Here is a 1,026-nt window from a genome sequence, read left to right on the forward strand (position 1 = left end):
CCTCCTTTTCTTCGGAGTTCGAGGATCAGTTTCGTTAAATTCATGCTCATAAGCATCAAGCCAATGTCATTATGCACGGCTTGATTCCCTCTGACATGAACGCGGCGCATGCCAAAGACACCTTTCATCCGACCGAAAACAGTTTCTACGTCAATCTTTCGCTGGGCATAGATCCGTCTTCCATAATCGCTCTCCAGGTGTGCTTTCGCTTGATGTTTAAAGTATTCCCAATTGTAATTCACCGATGTTTGTCTTTGGTTCCCCTTCGGGGTTTTGGCTAGTTTATTCAGCCTGTCATCCATTTGTTCCTTGTCTGCTGTGTACACTTTAAACTGACGCGTATATCCCTGTTTATCCACACGTGTGCTGTAGTGGGTAAAACTAAACCGCACACCGTCCAGGTCGGTATAAGCATCTTCTATTTCGTCATAAGACCAATTATCCCGGCGTTTCGGATCTTGTTTATATTTTTTCTTTTGTTCTGCGTTATACATGCCGTAAGGGATCAAAGGGATCTTTTCATAGTCATCGATGATGGATTCATAGTTTTCTTCACTGCCATATCCAGCATCTGCGACAATATATTTGAATAAGTCCAGTGTAGAAATGGCCGATAAAAATGGAAGTAGCGTTCGCGTATCCGTAGGATTTGAAAAGATATCGTAGTCAATGACGTATTGATTACTAGAAGCAACTTGAAGATTATAGCCAGGTTTCAATTCACGGTTTTTCATGGGATCTTCTTTCATACACATGAACGTAGCGTCTTTATCCGTTTTGGAATAACTGTTTCGTCCATCAAAGGTTGCGCGGGCTTCTTCGTATGACTGTTTTCGCGGAAGGTAATCTTTGACACACTTGTTGCGGTGCTTTTTTAATAGACGACGTCGTCGTTTGTGTATAGAACCACCTTTGGGAATCTGTGTTTCTTCTTGGATAGATTCTTCAACCGCTTCTAGCGAGGTGTCAATTGCCTCAATCAGCGTTTCAATGCCTTCTGATGTGTCTAACTGCTCTTTTGAAAGG

General features: G+C 42.4%; 1 protein-coding gene. It reads right to left on the reverse strand.

The features are described from left to right. Positions 1-1,026, reverse strand: a 1,026-nt coding sequence (locus tag ACYVLS_RS08930) for a transposase (RefSeq protein ID WP_460323715.1), incomplete at both ends; no start/stop codon positions are given.

The organism is Alkalibacterium psychrotolerans (genome assembly GCF_054784355.1).